Genomic DNA, 20,057 nt, shown 5'->3' on the forward strand with positions numbered 1-20,057 from the left:
AGGTTAAGAAGAAGAGCTGTAAATACAGTTTAGATTCTACAAGCAAAAAATTTATACGCCCAAACTGTGCTAAAAAAAATTTGTAAAATTTGTTGACAATGAAACCCAACAATACTTAAATCATATTGATGGTAGATGCGATAGAGAAAGTAAATGTGGTTATTTTAAAAAACCTTCTAAAAATTGTATTATGAATAATACGAATTTAGATATTAAAGTAATACAACCAAAGTACAACAATCCAAATGTATTGCAACAATTTTGTAATACAAAACAACAAAGCTACTTTATTACCTATTTATTAAGCTATTTTGAAGAGCAAAAGGTTTCACAAGCAATAAATATGTATCACATTGGCACTACAAATTACTGGAAAAGTGCTACTGTTTTCTGGCAAATAGATATAAAAAATGTAATACGTGGTGGTAAAATTATGTTATACAATTGTAATACAGGAAAAAGAGTAAAACAACCATTCAATCACGTGAGTTGGATTCAAAAACAATTGAAATTACCTAGTTTTGTTTTACAACAATGCTTGTTTGGTTTACATCTAATAAAAAACATTAAAAAAGGTAATACAATTTGTATTGTTGAATCAGAGAAAACTGCTATAGTTATGAGTATTCTAGTACCCAATTATATTTGGTTAGCTACTGGCAGTAAAACTGGTTTTAAACAAGAACTATTAAAATCCGTTAAAGATTATAAAATTATTGCATATCCTTATAAAACAGAATATAAAAGTTGGAATGAAAAAGCAATCCTTCTAAATAAAGAAGGATTTAAAATTGAATGCAGCAATTTTTTAGAAAATATTGATCTTGAAGATGGTGGAGATTTGATTGATTTTATAGTTACTAAACCAAAAAGTGTGTAAGTAAACTATTCTATGAAAACTTCTCATAGTATGGATAATTAAAATAATTATCTTCAAAAGCACCAACTATTTTAGACTACATTACCAATTTAAATTTATAAACATTAATGTTTACTACCTCAATTGAACACTTTCTGCAATTATTTCTGCTATTTTTTTATTAAGAGTATTTTTGTAATGCACATTGTTTTCTGGATAATATTCTTGCCAGTTCGCTCCGCTAACCATCATTTTACTTTCAATATCAATAATTGGTATGTTATAATAATTTGCTATTTCTGTCAATAAATACCTATTATTCTCTCTTTTATTATTTGTCAGTTTCCATTCTTCCATATTAAAACTTCCATCTGGTCTTAACATTTTTGATGAGAATTTTAAATTAGGAAATAAGCACATATACATCTGAGTATTAGGATAATTAGATTTTATATGCTCAATAATACCTTTCCAGGCACCAATCATATCAGCATCACCAGTACCTAAATAACGCCACTTTGTAACATCTTCCCATTCAGTAATGTCCAAACTTTTAAATTGAATGTTTCGGAAATATTTTGAAATACTGTCAGTAATATTAGCTATAACACCTGTTCCTCCATCATCAAAAGTAATAATATCATCGCTATTACTATTATTACCCCCTTTATAAATAATATTTAGAATAGATGAGCTTTCCTTACTATTCATCCAACCAGTTGTATCATTAAAATTCCAAATATTTATTTTATCTATTATTTGCTCTATACTATCTCCAGCTACAATAGAAGTCGCAAATGGTACACCATTAATTGTTATAGTAACATTACCCGTTGATTTTGCCCCATTTGTAAATGTGAGTTTTTTTGTAATAGACTCCAATTGCAACTTTATAATAGAGTTTGGTTTTGGCTCATTAAACAGGGCTAACATTTCCGATAGATTGTTATTAAAATAGTTTTGTGCATCATTGCTAGCATTTGATCCTGAAAATATTTTTTTTTCATAAACTGTATATTGTTGCCATAATGATGGTAAATAATCATTTATATTAGCGCCAATTGTACAGTTGTCATGAACATTTTCAAAGAAAATAACATCTTTATTACCATATACATCTTCTGGCATAAGCACGAAATTCTTTGCTCTCCTTACACCACCTGTAGAAGCATCTGAAACATAACCTTCTTCATTATATAATGGGCCACCACTATCTATGGAATTAGAACCTCCAGCACTTGTTAAATCATTTGCTACTTCGATAAAATTAGCACCTGTTAAATCTGCAAGTATTTTTTCCCAAAATCCTTTAGCTAATGAATCACCAAAAGAGTAAATATCTTTACCATACAAAGGGTTAATTCTTTTTATAAGTTCTGCATTTTGAGTTGAAGGCATATCGTCAAAAGTAAAGGCATCTTCAGCTACCCATACAGGAACGCCATTATCATCAATTTTTAATACTTCTCCTGCTTTACCTCCAGCTGGCAAACCATTATTTGCAATGACAGCTGTTTTAGCATGTAGAGAATATGGAACACTTAATATTTGACTCGTACCTGTTATGGTATATTTGGCACCGCCTGTTAAATCAGTTTCCGTTTTAATAAAGTAGGTACCAACTGACCAGTCAATATCTGAAAAATCACCAGTAACTATAGATCCATTTCCTATTTCTAAACTCACCAATCCATTATTATTGGTTACAGGGGTTTGTGTTTCTACATAAACAGCATCAGCCCCTTGCAAAATACTAATTTGCATACCAACCTGCTGATTTATTACTAAAACATTATCTGAATCTCTTAGCACTGGCTGGTAACTCATTTTTTCAGGAGATTGACCAAAAGAGATTGATGATATTAAAAAGGAAGTGATGAAAGTTATAATTTTTTTCATAGTTATATTTTTTAAAGAGTTTACAATTTTATTCTAAAAAAAGGGCACCAATTATCACATCTATAAGAAATTTTATTAAATGTAGTTTTAATGGTATCACCTTGATTGTCTCTAAGATTTCCGCCACCAAAAACACCTGTTAAAGCATAGGTTAAGTCTAAACCTTCAGGGTTTTCGGATGTTGTAATTGTTATTGCATCACTTCCACTTAAAGTAACATTTGTTATGATTTCTTCACCAGCATTGTTTATTATTGAAAATCCATAATTTGGTTGTGAGCCATGACCTCTCATATTTTCGCCAGAAACACCTTCTATATCTAATACTAAGGGCTTAACAGGAACATCAAAGGGTATTCTTGTAAACCATTGTGTACCATTACTAAAAGTGCTAATCTCATTTTCTTTTGGATAAAAAGTTACATTCGGTTTACCATCTGTAACAGCTCTTTTGCCTTTAATACCAAATAGAGAACTCATTAAGGCGTAACCAACATTACCCATGTGAATTTTATCATTAGCAGATTGTGGAGGACTGAAAGGATACAAAGGAGTTCCAAAATGCACATTTTCTTTATCTCTTGCAATTTGTAAACAAGCAAGTGGTACTCCTTCTGTATAAGCATCAGCCTCATATTGTGGTGATGTTGGGGTTTGGTAAATTGCAAATGATGAGTTTTGATAAATAATAAATTGAACATCATTTGCTTGACCTGTTATTGTTTTTACATCTTGATTGATATCCTCAAAAATAGCTTCTAGTTTTTTATAATATTGCTCAACAGTATTGTATTTATCGCCACTAGCCTCTCCTTGAACCCAAGATAATGTAGGAACATTGAATGTTTTACCTTGCGCTTTTGCAAATTTATTTGCAAAATAGACTCCTTGCATTAATGATAGATAATTTTTCCCTTCTTGATTAACCCCAAACTTTATGGCTGTTGGCATTCCATTAGGTTGAACATCTACCCATTGATTTGATCTATTACTACTCCATTTTGCTAATTGATACCATTGACCACCATTAACCCCAGCTACAAAACCCATTAAATTAAAATTGAAATTCTCTAAATTTTTTCCATTTTCATCTCTAAGTAACTCATTCCATTTTTTATTTATCATTCTTCCATTTAGCCCATTACCTTCAGAAGACATCGTCACTAAAGAAATAAATCTAGATTCTTGTAGTTCTTCATTATTAACTTCTTCAAGCGTTTGGTTGGTATCTGCAAAGACTCTAGAACCTGTTTCAAAACTCAGCGTGGTATAAAAATCTTCTGCTGATATAGTAGATCCTCCCATCGCTAAGGATTGACCATACACAATATTCATTTGAATATCTGCTAAAAAATTTTCGTCTTGTATAAACGTGTTTTGAATTCCAAGCATTGTTTTCTCTATTGCTTTTAACTGTTGTGCGCTTGAAAGACTTAAATCATTAATTTTATTATTGAAATCTGTTGTAATGGAATCTATATATAGATTAGAATATTTTTCTGAATTTATTTTAATTTCTTTTGATTGTTCTTCAGTAAGATTTTTTAGCTCAATTATCTTATTGTCAATATCTAACCCAATGGAATCTATGTATTTGTTCGAATATTTTTTCGTATTCTCTTTGATTGCTTCTGATTGTTCTTCACTTATTCCATTTTCTGAAGTTTTAGAGTGTAATGCAAAAGGAACGCTTAATATTTGACTTGTACCTATTATACTATATTCACTTCCTCCTTCAGGGTCTATTTCCGTTTTTATATAGTACTCTGTAGAACTCCAATCTATTTCACTAAAAACTCCTTGAATAACAGAACCTACTCCTATTTCTAAACTCACTAACCCATTACTATTAGTTGTAGGTGTTTGCGTTTCAACATAAACAGCATCATTTCCTTGCAAAATACTAATTTGCATACCTACTTGTTGATTTACAAGTAATACATTATTTGCGTCTCTTAACACTGCTTGATAACTCATTTTTTCAGGAGTTTGACTAAAAGTGATGGTGGCGATTAAAAAGACGATTAGTATCAATATAAACTTTTTCATAGTTATTTATTTTTTAATGATTTTAAGGGATTGTAGTAACTGCTTGTTTTGGGTGACTTTTAAAAAACAGACTCCATTTGATATATATTGAATTTCGTGTACTGTTATAAAATCAGCAAAGAACATATGGTAGTTTAGTTTTTATTAAAAATATCACAAAATATTGGGTATAAACAATCAGCTATTTGATGAAAACCAATATTGTTTGGGTGCACTCCATCAGATGAGTAGCCGTTATCTGGATCAAGCCAAGCATAAGTAGGTGCTAGGTAAACAAAATCATATTTTAGATTTTCATCCTCAAATATACTTGACAGTTCCTTTGTAAATTTCAACCTAGAATATAACTGACCTTCCGTATCGATATTTCTAGTGTTAATTAATTGACCATTTCCCTGAATACTAAAAATCACTTTTGTCTTAGGAAAATCTACATGAATTTTATCAATAATTACCTTTGCGTTATTTACTATTTTTTTAATTATTTCATTACTAGCCCAAGGGCCTAAATCATTCCACCCAAATTTTAAAACAACAATATCTGGTATTTCGAAATTCCAATAATTAATGTAATATTTAAAATCGAGTTGATTGGTTTCAGGGTTCCAAAAAGGATTATGAAATGCGCTCTCAACATCACTATAATTGATTACTTCATCTCCCGCTAAAATGTTTCCCAAATTAGGATGTTCTGTCTTTCTTAGGGTCCCCGAATTTGGAAAACTCATATTGTAACTTGTTCTATTATAAAAACCTAGTTTTATTTTTCCATTTCCATTTTCATCAAGTAACATACCCCTAACACTCCATACTTCATCATTTTCATCCATATACCAGGTACCTGGATATCCTGTTCTAGGCAATTCAGATATGTTTGAAACTGAAATTATTTTTGAAATACCCGCACTTGGCGTTAAAACAAAAATCTCCATTTTACCGCCAGAAAGAGCCTCATGCCGGTTTGAAGAATACCCCATAGTACCGATAAGATTTAATTTTATACCATCATTTTCAAAATCATTTTTTAAATAAGTAATATATGTACCTATGTCAGTATATGAATCCCCAATAAATAAAATGTTTTTATCATCTACATTTTCTGATTTTTTGACAACTGTATATTCGTAATTTGATTCATGTTTTAGAGTTAGATTATTAAAAATTTTTATATCTCCATTCCATTTACCTTCATTTATAGGTGTACCTGAAAAGTAATTGCTGTAATTTACTCCATTAAGGTTTGAAAAGTTAATTCTGGCGGATGCAGGATTAAGTTGAGATTTAAAAATAAAATTATTAGTGAATATCTTTAGTTCTTTATCTAAAGCAAAATATAATTTTTTAGGTAAGATTGCTTTTAAATTATCAACATCCGTTTTAGTAGAACTTTCAATTTCATTAATTTTATCATTGAGTGTTGATATTATCGAGTCAAACTTTTGATTTATATTTTTTAGTGAATCAAACTTTATAGAATTTTCAGATAGAATTATTGAATCTATTTGGGACTTTGAATATTTGTTCGTATTCTCTTTGATTGCCTCTGATTGTTCTTTACTAATTCCATTTGCTGAAGTTTTAGAATGTAATGCAAAAGGCACACTTAATAATTGACTTGTTCCTACTACAGTATAATCATTACCTCCTGCAGAATCTATTTCCGTTTTTATATTGTACTCTGCATAACTCCAATCTATTTCACTAAAAACTCCTTGAAGAACAGAACCTGCTCCTATTTCTAAACTCACTAACCCATTACTATTAGTTGTTGGTGCTTGCGTTTCAACATAAACAACAGTATCTCCTTGTAAAATACTAATTTGCATACCTACTAGTTGATTTACAAGTAATACATTATTTGCATCTCTTAACACTGCTTGGTAACTCATCTTTTCAGGAGTTTGACTAAAAGTTATGGTGGAGATTAAAAATACAATTAGTATAGATATAAACTTTTTCATAGTATTTATTTTTTGATAATTTTAATAGCTTTTAGTAATAACTTGTTCTTGGTAACTTTTAAAGAATAGACTCCATTAGCTATATCTCGTGTTTCAATAGTTGTTTTTGTATTCGTAATTTGCCCTGTCATTATTTGTTTTCCTTGAATATCAAAAAGAGTGTACTCAAGTTCGTCTTGAGGTGTATCTGACATCTTTAAAACAAGATTATCGGAAGTTGGATTTGGATAGGTTAACAATGTTAAGTTTGTAGATGGGATATCTGAATTGCTAAACACCTGAAATTCAAAAGCTTGCTGGACTCCTTGAGCTATTGAACCGCTATTATAGCTATTAGTGGTATAAACCAATTGTCCGATTGAGTACGTGGCAGTACCTCCACCTCCAGTTGCTATTCCTCCAGAAGAAGTAATAGCTGTTTGTGAATGCAAGAAATGTGTGGTAAGTAGTAACGCTCCAACAAGGATATTTTTTTTCATAGCTTTTTTTTTAAACACTTAATATTCTAAAGAAAATATCTTTATAACAAAATTTTTTCTTAGATATTTTATTAATTAGAGCATAATACAAGGTATATACATCGTAATACTTAAGTATGACTAATAACCCAGATTTAATGGGATAAATAGCGGCTTACTAACCAATAAAACCTAATAGAATAATATGTTTCACAATTTTTGTCAAAGATAATAAATAAGGATTAATAGTTTTTAACTTTTATTTTTTTATTTTTTATTTTAGGTTTACATTAGGTTATAACTTAACATATACTTCAACCTGTTGACTATAACACTAAAAACCTCCTATACTGTTAGTTGAGTTGTTAAGATTAAAATTAAATCTTTTTATCCATTAGTTATTACGGTTAACCGTAATGGCCTTAAATTATTTTTAAAAAAATATAGTGAATACATAACAACTTGTTAGCATAAGATTAATTTAAAAATACCTTACTCGTGTTTAAAATTGAATTTTCAGTAAATAATTAAATTTAGTTTTTTGGTTTTAAAGTTCTGACAAGCTACAACAGCTGAATTTGAAATTTGTTTCTATAAATTAATATCAAAAAAAAACACTAAAAAGGGTTGTATTTTTTTATTTCAATTATAATTAAATACTTCTACAACAAAAAATGAGCTATATCTTTACATTTTATAGCTCACTATTTTAAATAATCATTGAAAAGAAAAAATTTAATTTGAATTATTAAATTTTTATATTGTTATATTTGAACAGAAATTTATTATTAATAAGAGTACACACTACGGTACACGATTTTATTAATATAAAGCAAAAAAGGGTTAAAAATTAGATTTTTTATCAAATTCATAACCCTGAGGTCACGGGTTCAAATCCCGTCTTCGCTACAAATTTTAAATCATTAAAAAACAACAGTTTAGATCTCTAAACTGTTTTTTTATGCCTTCAATTTACGAGTACCTTACCCTAAAAGAATCAAATGAACACGATTTGGAACACGATTTGGAACACGATTCGAAAATTTTACCCCTATTTTCTAAACCCAAAATCTACATCGCAAAAGGGGACTTATCCAAACGTTGGTATGTCTATTATTCTTATCGAAATCCAAAAACAGGGAAACTCGAAAGAATGACAAATGTATATGGAAAAGTAAACCATTACAAAACCAAAGAAGATAGAATAAGCATCTTATCATATTATAAAAAAAAGTTGTTGTTTTTATTAAATCAAGGGTTCAATCCTTTTACAAACAATAGCAAATTTTATGAGCAATTGAAAAACCCTGATACCAAAAAAAAGAAAGAAATACCACAAAAAGAAAAAGTGATTTTGTCAGCAATTAATAATACGATAAAGGTTGCTATTAAAGAAGCTATGAATGAAAACACACCACCTTCACCATTGCAGCCTATACCTCTGACAAGTAAATCAACAAAAAAAGAGGTAGCAATTACAAAAATATCAACTTCAACAGAGAAACAGCATATTGCTCCCAAAAATCAAGAAGAAATGTCTTTTGTAAAAGCTTTTGACTTTGCATTACGCTTAAAAGAAAAAGCAGTAAGCACAGCCACCATAAAAGATTATAGAAGAAAGGTAAAACTATTCATTGCATGGATGGAAGAAACGCATCCAACTAAGAAAAATATAGGAGAAATTTCTAGAAAAGATTTGTTAGATTATTTTAACGGAATTGTTCTGAAAACAAGCGCAAGAAACCGTAACAATTACAGAACAGAATTAGGGAGCATCTTTCAAGTATTAAAAAACAACGAATTGGTTACTGAAAATTATATTCATTCGATTCCTGTTTTAAAATCAAAAACAGAAAGAAACAAGGTGTACACCTTAAAAGAGCAACAAAATATATTTGAATATTTAGAAAAACAAGATCAACTTTTATTACTGTTCATCAAATTCGTTTCCTATAGTTTTATCAGACCTATTGAGGTGTGTAGATTGAGAATTAAAGACATTAATTTAGACACCAAAACTGTTCAATTTAAAGCAAAGAATAGCGCTTTAAAAACAAAGATTATTCCTAGTATTTTATTTGATGAGTTACCTGATTTATCCCAGTTAGATAAAGAATCCTTTTTATTTACTCCCGATAAAATTGGAGCTTTCTGGAATGCCAACGAAACCAATAGAAGAGATCATTTTTCTAAACGATTTAGAAGCGTGGTAAAAGACCATTTTAAATTGAATGAGGATTATGGAATCTATAGCTTTAGACATACGTTTATCGTTGTTTTGTATGGAAAGTTGCGATTTTGTGAACGAGGAATTTCCAGCGGAAATTCAGAAGTTGCAAAAAAGCAACAAGTTTTAAGTTAAGCTAAACATAGCAATTTTTTATACAAGGTGTTGGCATTAGTTATTGCATTTTACAAAGCCATTTGCCAAATTATAACAACCTTTTGGTAAACTATTCATTAGATTTTCGTTTAGTTTGTCGTAATTCATTATTTGGGACATAAATGTATTAAATTCAATTAATTTTTTATTTGTAGTATTTTCAATTTTTTCAGAATACCAAAATTCTTTAAACTTATAACTTTCTTTATTTGAAAATTCCAACATAACGCCTTTCATATTTTTATTATTCGGCAATTGTTTCTTTGTAGATTTTATGTTTTCAAGTTTCAGTTTGTTCAATTTTTTATAAATACTGACTGCATTTTCCTGTTTCATTGATTCTTCTCTCAAGAAATAGATTCTTTTTGTTTCGTTATTTAAATATTCCAAATTAGTTGAATCAGGTTGTTTTTCTACAAAGCTAAAAATTTTTCCTGCGATTTTCCCATTTTCATCTTTCCATATTTCAGCTATATGTTTTGGTGTAATATATCTAAAATGATATTCATTTTCAGAAACTTCAAGTCGTTCTAAAGGAATGTCATTTATTATTTTTTTAAAATATTCATATGCGAAGGTTTTAACTCCATTTTTTTCAGTAGGAAATTCAATAGTTTTATTTTGTCCATTAATTGCTGAACAAAATAAAAAAGTAAATATTAAAGCTATATTTTTCATTCTTTAATTAATGCCAACTCGAAGCTATACAGAAAACTGAGAGAAAAAGCTTCTCCTTATGAAGCGAAAAGTAATTTAATGCTGATTACAGGTCATAAATCTATGAGTGCTTTAGAAAAATATTTAAGAGAAATTGATGCTGAGTTGCCTGAGGATTATTCTAAATTATTTAGGTAGAGGGTTTTTAATAAAAATAGAAAGGTAAAAGTAATTTATGAGGAATTGTAAGCTGAAGTAAGTAAGTAACTAATTTAAGGTACTAAAGTGCATTGGTTTAACTAGAGACTGTAAACTCAACTCTGTCTGCATAAAAAAAGTATTAATTTTATTCAAACAGAAAAGATGACCCAAAAAGAACAAGAATTATTAGAAAAGAAAGCTTTAGAACAGTTACTGTCAGGTAAAAGTTTATTCGGAAAAGAGGGTGCTTTTGCACCTATGCTAAAAAGTTTCATAGAAAAAGCACTAGAGTCAGAAATGGAACATCACTTGTCATCTGTAAGCTCAGATGAGAAGAATAAGCGAAATGGAAAAGGCAAAAAGACGATAAAAAGTGGTTTAGGCACTTTTGAAATCCAAACACCAACAGATAGAAATAGCAGTTTCGAACCAGAACTTGTTAAAAAGAGACAAACTATTTTAGCGGAGAATTTATCGGAAAAGATTGTTGGTTTATATGGACTAGGAATGGGTTTACGAGATATTTCATCGCATATAAAAGAGATGTATGATACCGATATTTCTCACACTGTATTAAGTCAAATTACCGATAAAATTATACCAGACATTAAAGCTTGGCAAAGTCGCCCTTTAGAATCCATGTATTGTATAGTTTGGTTAGATGCTATGCATTATAAAGTTAGAGTTGATGGAAAAGTGCAACATAAAGCTTTGTATAATATTCTTGGGATAAATAAAGAGTGACATAAAGAAGTTTTAGGAATGTATGTCTCACAAAGCGAGGGAGCAAACTTTTGGCTACAAGTATTAACAGATTTAGAACAGCGTGGACTGAAAGATATATTGATCGCTTGTACAGATAATTTAAAAGGATTTTCAGAAGCTATTTTGAGCATCTTTCCTAAAACACAAATTCAAAAATGTATTGTACATCAAATTCGTAATTCTTTAAAATATGTAGCCTCTAAAGACCAGAAAGCATTTATGAAGGATTTAAAACTGGTTTATAAAGCGATCAATAAGGATGTAGCAGAAGATGAGTTATTAAATTTAGAAGAAAAATGGGGTGAAAAATATCCAATTGTCATCGAGAGTTGGCAACGAAACTGGGAGGAACTTTCTCAGTATTTTGAGTTTACAGCACCTATTAGAAGAATCATTTACACGACCAATGCAGTAGAAGGTTTTCATAGACAAGTTCGAAAAGTAACTAAAACTAAAGGTGCTTTTGTGAATGATATGGCGCTTTTAAAGTTGGTCTATCTGGCTACAAAAAACATACAAAAAAAGTGGACAAGTCCACTACATAATTGGAGTTTGATTATTCAACAATTATATATTAAATTTGGAAATAGAATACAATTGGACATCAGTGTTCCCAAAAAAAACTAGTGACGCTGACGCTGGTCTCATTTTAAAATAGTTCGATTTTTTAAATAATATGATTAAGAAAAAATCAAACTATTTTAAAACGGAAAATCAACAGACAAAGTTAAATTTACACTCCCTCTTATTTGTCAATTTCATAATTTTTGAGTTAAAAAAGATTCTCTTTAACTATAAATTATTTTAAAATAAGCTTTAAAACCTTTTATATTTAATTCACATTAATGATACTTTTTTTGAAAAGCGAACTTAATCATAACAAAGGAAAAAACAAAACACCATTACTTTCCATTAGTAATAGCATTATCCTTTATACAAAAATATTTATCAATCATATATTGAGTTATAGGTTTTAATGTTTTTCCTGTTTCAGGGTGTAAACCTATAGATGTAAATATTTCCAATTCTCCTTTTAAACTTTTCCCGTACCAGATTTTCACTTTTCCTCTATTATCAAAAAATTTTACTTGACAACTAGGTACAATTTTTTTAAAATTTAAAATTCTTTCCTCATTTAAAATTTTTAATTGATCTAGATTATACTTTTTAGTATCAAAATCAACCTCAACATATTGATCATTTTTCCAAATCATCCAGCGTTGCTGGTTGAATGAGAAATTCAAATATAATATCAATATAAAAACAACTAATATTAAATAAACCCAGTATTTTTTTACAATAAATTTTATCCTAGAATGTTGTTTACTTCTTACATGATTATTATTCTTATTAGCTAATTCTAAGTTATTGTTTACAAAATCAATATAGTTTTCATAGCCTAAGTATTTGCATAAGCATTCTATTACCTTTAATTGCTTTATCTCTAACTTTTCATCATTACTAATTTTAGCTTTATTATATAACACCCTTAAACTTTTCTCTCCAAAAACACATTTATAGTTATTCAACAAGGTTTCTGAAATTCGTTCTGATAATTTACTAGTAGATGCAATTACTCCTGTTTCCTTTTCTTGATCTTTCTTAGCTTTTTCAAAAACTTTTAATATTAATTTTTTGTGCATGTCACAGACTTTTCTAGGTGGTTAAATTACAAAAACATAATGGAAAATATTTTCCAATATATTTCCAATTACATTCCATACTATTTCCATTATTAATTTCATTTTATTTATTCATTTGCCTTGAAATTGTTGCACCTACAACAAAAAAAGTAGATACATCATTTTCAAATTAATTATTGAAGTTAAGTAAAGATGTTTAAGGATACTGGGAAGTGATCAAAACCTCTTTACTTCCATACTTCAAACTTCCCACATAACACAGTGTTACTAGCCTAACTCAAACTGATTTTTTAGATCAGACTAGAACACTATTGTCTAATATTAAAAATAATAAAATGAAAAAAATAATTTTAATTACACTTACTATTTCTCTAACAATATCATTATTTTCATGTTCAGAAACCGATGATTTCAATATTGAAAATACAGAATTTACAGAAATTTCAGATGAAGTTCAAGCATGTTGTGACGGAAACGAAGAAATACCTCCACCACCGCCAGATGACAATAACTAAAATAATCCATTTACTCAAAATTAGTTAGTATTTTAGAGGAATGAAATTGATAAAAAATTCATTCCTCTTTTTTTATGCATTTGTTTTGTGCTTTTCCGCAAGAAACTTACATGCTCAACAAATTAAAGATAGTATAAGCCATTATTACAGCCTTTATATAAATCCAAAAGGTAGTAACGACTTAAAAAAAGCTTATACCTTTTTTAACCAGCGTAAAGAAGTCAACAATCAAAAAAAAGATACTACCAAACTTGTATTCAATTTAAGAATTCTTGCAAGTATTGAGTACAAATTTGGAAATCTTCATAAAAGTGACGCAACTGCAATTTCTGCTTTAGAATTGATAGATAATATAAAAAATACTAATACTACTGTTGAAGCTAAAATTGGCGTTTTAAATCATTTAGGGATTGTTTCTTATGAATTAGGAAATTATGATAGAGCATTAGACCTTTACGATAGAGTTTTAAAAATTGCAAAAAATCCAAGGCAAATTAATTCTGTTTTAAACAACAAAGCCAATATTTATAGAAAGAAAAAAAATTACAGATTATCAATAGAACAGTTTGAAAAAGTCTATGAAAATAATCTAAAATTTGATGATAAGCTCAAAATTGCACGATCTCTAGACAATTTAGGTTTAGCTGAATCTAAGCTAAATTATACTAATGCTTTAGATAAAATGTTAGCAGCATTAAAAATTAGAGAAGAAGAACAAAATATTGACGAACTTTTTGTTAGTTATAAACATCTATCAGAATATTTTACAGATAGAAAAGCAACAAAAAAAGCAAAACATTATGCAAATAAGGCTTATAAAATTGCTAAAAAAACTAAAAATGCATCCTACAAATTAGAAGCATTATCACTTTTATTAAATGCAGACAATCAATTACAAGTTATAGAGTTTAAAAAACTGAGTGATAGTATCAATCTTGCAAAGCAAAAAAACGAAAACATGTTTGCTTCTATGCAGTATGATTATATGGAAGAAAAAAGAAAAGCAAATGAAGCTAAACTTCAACTGGCAGAAAGTAAATTAGATGAAGAAAAACAAAAAAGATTCAAAATAATTTATTTAAGTGGTGGATCATTCATACTTCTTAGTTCAATCTTTTTATATTTTATTCTAAAATCTCGTCACAAAAAAGAAAAATTAATTGAAGTATATAAAACTGAAACACGCATTTCTAAAAAAGTCCATGATGAAGTTGCTAATGATGTCTATCATGTAATGACAAAATTACAAAGTAGTAAAACAATTAATGAAGATGTTTTAGATGATTTAGAAGACATCTATACCAAAACAAGAGACATTTCAAAAGAAAATAGCGCAATTGATGTCACTGAAAACTTTAATGAAATCTTAAATGATTTACTTTTAAGTTATAGAAGCACAGATATAAATGTAATTACAAAAAATATTTCTAAAGTTGATTGGCAAAAAATTTCAAATGAAAAAAAGACGGCTTTATATAGGGTTTTACAAGAATTAATGACTAACATGAAAAAACATAGCAGTGCTTCCATCGTTGTTTTAGCCTTTAATCAAAGTGAAAAATTAACCATAAATTATAGTGATAATGGTGTTGGTTGCATCATCAAAAAAAATAATGGTTTGCAAAATGTGGAAAACCGTATAAAAACTATAAATGGAACAATTAAATTTAAATCTCAAGTTAATGGAGGTTTTAAAGCTAAAATTTTAATTTAATATGTTTAACAAAGTCTTAATTTCAGATGATTTAGGAAGCATAAATCAAGGAGTATTATCTGTTGTAAACAACCTAAATATTAAAGACACTCAACAAGTGCAATATTGTGATGATGCGTATCTTAAAATAAAAAAAGCCATTTTAGACGATGCTCCATTCAATTTGTTAATAACTGATTTATCTTTTGTAAAAGATCATAGAGAGCAAAAATATCCCTCTGGGGAATCATTAATTATTGCTTTAAATAAAGAATTTCCAAAACTAAAAGTTATAGTATATTCTGTAGAAGATCGATTGCAAAAAGTTCGATTGCTAATGAATTTACAAAATACTAATGCATATGTATGCAAAGGGAGAAGAGGTTTATTAGAATTGGAAAAAGCCATATATGCTGTTTATAATAATGAAACTTATTTATCACCTCAAGTAGCACAAGCATTGAGCCCAAAAACTAATCTAGAAATCAACGATTTTGATATTACATTGATCAAACTTTTATCAAATGGTCTTTCTCAAGATGATATTAGCCTCTATCTTAAAAACAAAAACATATCACCTAGCAGTTTAAGTTCTATAGAAAAACACTTAAACAAACTTCGTGTTCAGTTTAAAGCTAATAATGCCATTCACTTAGTGGCAATAGTTAAAGATTTAGGACTTATTTAAATCCTTTTTACATTCAAATTACGGTTTCCCGTAAAACTTTTTTATCTAACAAAGTATCTTTGTTCTAAATTTATTTTAAAAATATTTTGGGGGATTTTACAATGAAGGAGAATTGCTATGCGTGTAAAACCTTACGGAAATCCGTAAGGTTTTTTTGCTTTATTAGAAGTAAATTTGAGTTTATTAATTAGCTTAACTACAAAAAGATGAAACAAATTTTATTTAAAAATTGTAAATAAAAAAAAGAATGTTTCAGTCTGCTAGAGACTGTAAACTCAACTCTGTCTGCATAAAAAAAGTATTAATTTTATTCAAACAGAAAAGATGATCCAAAAAGAACAAGAATTATTAGAAAAGAAAGCTTTAGAACAGTTACTGTCAGGTAAAAGTTTATTCGGAAAAGAGGGTGCTTTTGCACCTATGCTAAAAAGTTTCATAGAAAAAGCACTAGAGTCAGAAATGGAACATCATTTGTCTTCTACGAGCTCAGATGGGAAAAATAAGCGAAATGGAAAAGGCAAAAAGACGATAAAAAGTGGTTTAGGCACTTTTGAAATCCAAACACCAACAGATAGAAATAGCAGTTTCGAACCAGAACTTGTTAAAACGAGACAAACTATTTTAGCGGAGAATTTATCGGAAAAGATTGTTGGTTTATATGGACTAGGAATGGGTTTACGAGATATTTTATCGCATATAAAAGAGATGTATGATACCGATATTTCTCACACTGTATTAAGTCAAATTACCGATAAAATTATACCAGACATTAAAGCTTGGCAAAGTCGCCCTTTAGAATCCATGTATTGTATAGTTTGGTTAGATGCTATGCATTATAAAGTTAGAGTTGATGGAAAAGTGCAACATAAAGCTTTGTATAATATTCTTGGGATAAATAAAGAGGGACATAAAGAAGTTTTAGGAATGTATGTCTCACAAAGCGAGGGAGCAAACTTTTGGCTACAAGTATTAACAGATTTAGAACAGCGTGGACTGAAAGATATATTGATCGCTTGTACAGATAATTTAAAAGGATTTTCAGAAGCTATTTTAAGCATCTTTCCTAAAACACAAATTCAAAAATGTATTGTACATCAAATTCGTAATTCTTTAAAATATGTAGCCTCTAAAGACCAGAAAGCATTTATGAAGGATTTAAAACTGGTTTATAAAGCGATCAATAAGGATGTAGCAGAAGATGAGTTATTAAATTTAGAAGAAAAATGGGGTGAAAAATATCCTATTGTCATCCTATGTTTGTAATCTATATTTATCTGTTTGATAAAATGCTTAAATTTAGGTTTAATATTTAACAAGAAAAGTAATAGGGTAAAGGACAAGATTATAGTCTGTCATTTGTCATAGAAGACCGTTCGCAATGCTAATCACTTTACCCTTTACTACATTAAACTTGAACAGATCATTAGACCTTCAAGTCTGTATTTAGGATTGATAAGTAAATGTAGTAATTTTTCTATAAAAACATTTAATATGAGTAAAATTATAGGGATTGACATTAGTAAAAGCACTTTTGATGTTTCTTATTTAAAAAAAGATAAATGGGAACATAAGGTCTTTAAAAATCAAAGTACAGGTTTTGAGCAGTTTAAAAAAATAATAAAGTCAGCTGATTGGATCGTAATGGAGGCCAGTGGACCTTATTATGTGCAACTAGCAACTTTTTTAAATTTAGGTAATTATAAGGTATGTGTTTTAAACCCTTTAATTATTAGACGTTATAGCCAAACAAGATTATATAGAGCTAAAACAGATAAGAAAGATGCAAAAACAATTGCGGAATATGGTGCTCAGTATGAATTAAAAAGATGGTATCCAGAAAGTAATCATTGTATAGAAATTAAACAACTTTATACCGCTTTAGAATTATTAAAGAAACAAAAACATCAAACAAAAAGGCAATTAGAGTCTTTTGAAGTAACTGGGGTATTAAGTAATAGCTTAAAAAAAGAATTAAAACAATTACTTCTGCTATTAACAAGACGGATCATCAAATTTGAAAAACAAATAGAAAAGTTAGGCGAATTAGCCTATAAAGACACTATTCAAAGATTAAGAACTATTCCTGGAGTTGGTATAAAAACAGCAATTATGATCAGTGTTGTTACTGATAACTTTACAAAATTTGAGAACTACAAACAACTCACAGCTTTTGTAGGTTTTAGTCCAAGGTTATACCAATCAGGAACAAGTGTAAAAGGAAAGGGACATATTTGTAAAATGGGAAAACCACAAATTAGAAAGTTATTATACTTGTGTTCTTGGTCTGCAAAGAGAGTGAATAAAACTTGTATAGAAATGTATAACAGATTAAAAGAAAAAGGAAAACCTGAAAGAGTTATTAAAATTGCAATAGCAAATAAATTATTAAAACAAATCTTTGCTGTCGCAAAAAATAAACAATATTACAATGAAAATTATCAAAGTTTATGTGGCGCCAAATAGAAGAAAATTTAACAATAAATATTAGTTTTTTAACACAGATCATTGAGAGCTGGCAACGAAATTGGGAGGAACTCTCACAATATTTTGAGTTTACAGCACCTATTAGAAGAATCATTTACACCACAAATGCAGTAGAAGGTTTTCATAGACAAGTTCGAAAAGTAACTAAAACTAAAGGTGCTTTTGTGAATGATATGGCGCTTTTAAAGTTGGTCTATCTGGCTACAAAAAAAGTGGACAAGTCCACTACATAATTGGAGTTTGATTATTCAACAATTATATATTAAATTTGGAGAGCGAATACAATTGGACATCAGTGTTCCCAAAAAAAACTAGTGCCGCTGACGCTGGTCTCATTTTAAAATAGTTCGATTTTTTAAATAATATGATTAAGAAAAAATCAAACTATTTTAAAACGGAAAATCAACAGACAAAGTTAAATTTACACTCCGGTACTAAACCAAAAAGTGTGTAAGTAAAGTTATTCTGAAATTTTTCTAGAGCAATATTTCAATTGCTCAATGAGGAAAAATTTCGGAAATAACTTTACGATAAAATAATCATTAAATTTATAAACACACTTTTATTTATGAAACCAGAAGATTTATTAAACGACAAAGACTTTTTAAAACAATTTAAAACAGGTTCAGAACTGACCAGTTTTATAGAACAGCTTCACAAACGAGGAGTTGAAAAAATATTAGAAGGTGAGTTAGATGCTCATTTAGATTATGATAGGCATCAAAAAAGTAACAACCCTAACTCACGTAATGGTTATGGAACTAAGACTATCAAAACCAATTTAGGAGAAACACAAATCCAAGTTCCAAGAGATCGAGACGCTTCTTTTAATCCAATGCTTATTAAGAAACGAGAAAGCACAGCTGATGGCGTTGAGAATTTGATTATTTCTTTGTACGCCAAAGGAATGAGTACCACAGACATCGAAGAACAAATACGAGAATTATATGATTTTAATATCTCTAGTTCAGCTATTTCAAGAATTACAGATAAAATTACAGCAGATATTATCGCTTGGAAAAACAGGCCTTTAGAGGCTCTATATTTAATTGTTTGGATATTTGAGATTAAGAACAGAAAGTGTAAGCTTTCTAATATAAAGGATTAAGGTTCGTGAAAACTCCAAAGTGATTAACAAAACCATCTATATTGCTGTTGGGTTACGTGTTGATGGTAAAAAAGAAGTGTTAGGGCTTTGGCTGGGTAAAAACGAATCTTCCTCTTTTTGGATGACCGTTTTAACCGATATAAAAGCGTGTGGAACACAAGATATTTTAATTACTGCAACTGATAATTTAAACGGATTCACAGACACTATTAAAACCGTTTTTCCTAATTCAGTTACTCAAATTTGTGTAGTACATCAAATTAGAAATTCTTGTAGATATGTGGTTTGGAAAGACAAGAAAGCCTTTACAAAAGATATGAAGCAAATCTATACTGCTCCTACTAAAGAAGCAGCTAAAGCTGCTTTAGAAGACTTTAAAATAAAGTGGAACTCTAAGTATTCTTACGCAATTAAATCTTGGGAAAACAACTGGGGTGAACTCACTGTTTTCTTTGATTTTCCTCTAGAAATTAGAACTATTATTTACACCACTAATTTAATTGAAAACTTAAATGGGAAAATTAGAAAATACACAAAAAACAAACTCTCTTACCCTACTGATGATGCTGTTATTAAATCTGTATTTTTAGCTTTGAGGGAGTCTACAAAAAAATGGACTATGCCGATTAGAAATTGGGGAATTATTTTAAACCAATTTTTAGCTATATTTGAAAACAGGATTAAACTATGAAAAA

General features: G+C 28.9%; 14 protein-coding genes and 2 pseudogenes. 10 read left to right on the top strand and 6 right to left on the bottom strand.

Annotation, left to right across the window (positions count from 1 at the left end; translation table 11 throughout):
* The first annotated feature begins 190 nt into the window (after nt 1-190).
* Nucleotides 191-880: a DUF6371 domain-containing protein gene (locus tag SJY27_RS03720; RefSeq protein ID WP_397446917.1), complete on the top strand. Its 690-nt coding sequence runs from the start codon at nt 191-193 to the stop codon at nt 878-880.
* Nucleotides 881-994: 114 nt separating this feature from the next.
* On the opposite strand, the gene SJY27_RS03725 is transcribed toward SJY27_RS03720, so the two are convergent.
* The 4 genes from SJY27_RS03725 to SJY27_RS03740 all read right to left on the bottom strand — a co-directional run bounded on the left by SJY27_RS03725 (nt 995) and on the right by SJY27_RS03740 (nt 7,246).
* Nucleotides 995-2,758 (bottom strand): SGNH/GDSL hydrolase family protein, encoded by a 1,764-nt coding sequence (locus SJY27_RS03725; protein WP_397446919.1) that lies wholly within the window; start codon nt 2,756-2,758, stop codon nt 995-997.
* Between the two features lie 20 nt (nt 2,759-2,778).
* Entirely contained in the window at nt 2,779-4,806 is a 2,028-nt protein-coding gene (locus tag SJY27_RS03730) for a hypothetical protein (RefSeq protein WP_397446920.1), read from the bottom strand.
* Nucleotides 4,807-4,940: 134 nt separating this feature from the next.
* Nucleotides 4,941-6,767 carry a hypothetical protein gene (locus tag SJY27_RS03735; protein ID WP_397446921.1) on the bottom strand — a complete coding sequence of 609 codons (1,827 nt, stop codon included), beginning with the start codon at nt 6,765-6,767 and terminating at the stop codon, nt 4,941-4,943.
* Between the two features lie 5 nt (nt 6,768-6,772).
* Nucleotides 6,773-7,246 carry a T9SS type A sorting domain-containing protein gene (locus tag SJY27_RS03740; protein WP_397446922.1) on the bottom strand — a complete coding sequence of 158 codons (474 nt, stop codon included), beginning with the start codon at nt 7,244-7,246 and terminating at the stop codon, nt 6,773-6,775.
* Nucleotides 7,247-8,186: 940 nt separating this feature from the next.
* Between SJY27_RS03740 and SJY27_RS03745 the strand changes: the two genes are divergently transcribed.
* Nucleotides 8,187-9,587 (top strand): tyrosine-type recombinase/integrase, encoded by a 1,401-nt coding sequence (locus tag SJY27_RS03745; protein WP_397446923.1) that lies wholly within the window; start codon nt 8,187-8,189, stop codon nt 9,585-9,587.
* 36 nt (nt 9,588-9,623) lie between these two features.
* On the opposite strand, the gene SJY27_RS03750 is transcribed toward SJY27_RS03745, so the two are convergent.
* A complete protein-coding gene (locus SJY27_RS03750) occupies nt 9,624-10,286 on the bottom strand; it encodes a hypothetical protein (protein WP_397446924.1) in 663 nt (220 codons plus the stop codon).
* Between the two features lie 342 nt (nt 10,287-10,628).
* Between SJY27_RS03750 and SJY27_RS03755 the strand changes: the two are divergent.
* Nucleotides 10,629-11,858: pseudogene (locus SJY27_RS03755) on the top strand (IS256 family transposase).
* Nucleotides 11,859-12,133: 275 nt separating this feature from the next.
* Here SJY27_RS03755 and SJY27_RS03760 read toward each other — a convergent pair.
* On the bottom strand, nt 12,134-12,874 hold the full coding sequence (locus SJY27_RS03760; protein ID WP_397446925.1) for a hypothetical protein: 741 nt from the start codon (nt 12,872-12,874) through the stop codon (nt 12,134-12,136).
* Nucleotides 12,875-13,209: 335 nt separating this feature from the next.
* Here SJY27_RS03760 and SJY27_RS03765 point away from each other — a divergent pair, with 335 nt between their 5' ends.
* The 7 genes and pseudogenes from SJY27_RS03765 (at nt 13,210) to SJY27_RS03795 (ending at nt 20,053) form a co-directional block, all read left to right on the top strand.
* Nucleotides 13,210-13,389 (top strand): hypothetical protein, encoded by a 180-nt coding sequence (locus tag SJY27_RS03765; protein ID WP_397446926.1) that lies wholly within the window; start codon nt 13,210-13,212, stop codon nt 13,387-13,389.
* A 40-nt stretch (nt 13,390-13,429) separates the two neighbouring features.
* Nucleotides 13,430-15,103 carry a tetratricopeptide repeat protein gene (locus SJY27_RS03770; RefSeq protein WP_397446927.1) on the top strand — a complete coding sequence of 558 codons (1,674 nt, stop codon included), beginning with the start codon at nt 13,430-13,432 and terminating at the stop codon, nt 15,101-15,103.
* Between the two features lies 1 nt (nt 15,104).
* Complete coding sequence (locus SJY27_RS03775; protein ID WP_397446928.1) at nt 15,105-15,770, top strand: helix-turn-helix transcriptional regulator; 666 nt, start codon at nt 15,105-15,107, stop codon at nt 15,768-15,770.
* 324 nt (nt 15,771-16,094) lie between these two features.
* Nucleotides 16,095-17,033: an IS256 family transposase gene (locus tag SJY27_RS03780; RefSeq protein ID WP_397446929.1), complete on the top strand. Its 939-nt coding sequence runs from the start codon at nt 16,095-16,097 to the stop codon at nt 17,031-17,033.
* A gap of 228 nt (nt 17,034-17,261) precedes the next feature.
* A complete protein-coding gene (locus SJY27_RS03785; protein ID WP_397446930.1) occupies nt 17,262-18,233 on the top strand; it encodes an IS110 family transposase in 972 nt (323 codons plus the stop codon).
* The gene (locus SJY27_RS03790) at nt 18,218-18,487 is read left to right on the top strand and encodes a transposase (RefSeq protein WP_397446931.1); all 270 of its coding nucleotides are present in this window, start codon (nt 18,218-18,220) and stop codon (nt 18,485-18,487) included. The genes SJY27_RS03785 and SJY27_RS03790 overlap by 16 nt, the downstream gene beginning before the upstream one ends.
* Before the next feature lie 335 nt (nt 18,488-18,822).
* Nucleotides 18,823-20,053 (top strand): annotated as a pseudogene (locus SJY27_RS03795) (IS256 family transposase).
* Nucleotides 20,054-20,057: the final 4 nt, after the last annotated feature.

Source organism: Polaribacter sp. R77954 (assembly GCF_044595335.1).
Lineage (GTDB): Bacteria > Bacteroidota > Bacteroidia > Flavobacteriales > Flavobacteriaceae > Polaribacter.

Bases quoted from the DNA above. Each gene is read 5' to 3' on its own strand.
- SJY27_RS03720 (WP_397446917.1), top strand. From the start codon at position 191: ATGAATAATACGAATTTAGATATTAAAGTAATACAACCAAAGTACAAC.
- SJY27_RS03725 (WP_397446919.1), bottom strand. From the start codon at position 2,758: ATGAAAAAAATTATAACTTTCATCACTTCCTTTTTAATATCATCAATC.
- SJY27_RS03730 (WP_397446920.1), bottom strand. From the start codon at position 4,806: ATGAAAAAGTTTATATTGATACTAATCGTCTTTTTAATCGCCACCATC.
- SJY27_RS03735 (WP_397446921.1), bottom strand. From the start codon at position 6,767: ATGAAAAAGTTTATATCTATACTAATTGTATTTTTAATCTCCACCATA.
- SJY27_RS03740 (WP_397446922.1), bottom strand. From the start codon at position 7,246: ATGAAAAAAAATATCCTTGTTGGAGCGTTACTACTTACCACACATTTC.
- SJY27_RS03745 (WP_397446923.1), top strand. From the start codon at position 8,187: ATGCCTTCAATTTACGAGTACCTTACCCTAAAAGAATCAAATGAACAC.
- SJY27_RS03750 (WP_397446924.1), bottom strand. From the start codon at position 10,286: ATGAAAAATATAGCTTTAATATTTACTTTTTTATTTTGTTCAGCAATT.
- SJY27_RS03760 (WP_397446925.1), bottom strand. From the start codon at position 12,874: ATGCACAAAAAATTAATATTAAAAGTTTTTGAAAAAGCTAAGAAAGAT.
- SJY27_RS03765 (WP_397446926.1), top strand. From the start codon at position 13,210: ATGAAAAAAATAATTTTAATTACACTTACTATTTCTCTAACAATATCA.
- SJY27_RS03770 (WP_397446927.1), top strand. From the start codon at position 13,430: ATGAAATTGATAAAAAATTCATTCCTCTTTTTTTATGCATTTGTTTTG.
- SJY27_RS03775 (WP_397446928.1), top strand. From the start codon at position 15,105: ATGTTTAACAAAGTCTTAATTTCAGATGATTTAGGAAGCATAAATCAA.
- SJY27_RS03780 (WP_397446929.1), top strand. From the start codon at position 16,095: ATGATCCAAAAAGAACAAGAATTATTAGAAAAGAAAGCTTTAGAACAG.
- SJY27_RS03785 (WP_397446930.1), top strand. From the start codon at position 17,262: ATGAGTAAAATTATAGGGATTGACATTAGTAAAAGCACTTTTGATGTT.
- SJY27_RS03790 (WP_397446931.1), top strand. From the start codon at position 18,218: ATGTGGCGCCAAATAGAAGAAAATTTAACAATAAATATTAGTTTTTTA.